Source organism: Streptococcus sp. NLN64 (assembly GCF_015831295.1).
GTDB lineage: Bacteria > Bacillota > Bacilli > Lactobacillales > Streptococcaceae > Streptococcus.
In genome coordinates, this window is the sequence record NZ_JADXDQ010000125.1 from 1 (window position 1) to 670 (window position 670).

1 tRNA gene and 1 rRNA gene are annotated in these 670 nt (G+C 42.2%); both read right to left on the minus strand.

The annotated features are described in order from the left end of the window. Nucleotides 1-278: 278 nt before the first annotated feature. Nucleotides 279-351 (minus strand) — tRNA-Ala (locus I2503_RS09430). Between the two features lie 232 nt (nt 352-583). Further along, a 16S ribosomal RNA gene (locus tag I2503_RS09435) occupies nt 584-670 on the minus strand; the annotation flags it as partial.

The window sequence follows — 670 nt, forward strand, 5'->3', positions numbered from 1 at the left end:
TGCGCCCTTACTAACTTAACCTCTTTTCTTAACTCTACCTGAATTAAGTAAACTCTTTATGCGTTCAGCGTTTCGGTTTATTTCTTGTTACTTTCTTTGATATAGATATTCAATTTTCAATGTTCTTATAGGATACTACTTCAACTTTGTTTGTAGTTGAATCTCAGCCTAACTTCGTAGAGAAAAAAGATAAACTTCCTTGTGTTCTCCGAACACATCGTCTGTTTCCTATTTTTCTTCTCGAAGTTTCCGCAAGCGGATCGGCTTCGATATCCTGATGGAGCCTAGCGGGATCGAACCGCTGACCTCCTGCGTGCAAAGCAGGCGCTCTCCCAGCTGAGCTAAGGCCCCAAGTTGGTTTTTAACAACTGGTTCTATTCTGTTTTTATTTCTTTTCTTACTGTCTCTGAGAGTTGAATTTTCGACTAACTTCCTAGCGAAAAAAGATAAACTTCCTTGTGTTCTTCGAACACATCGTCTGTTTCCTATTTTTCTTCTGGAAGTTTCCGCAAGCGGACCGTCGTCCATATCCTGACTTAACCTCTCAAAACTGAACAAGTACCAATGTCATCCATTTCCTTAGAAAGGAGGTGATCCAGCCGCACCTTCCGATACGGCTACCTTGTTACGACTTCACCCCAATCATCTATCCCACCTTAGGCGGCTGGCT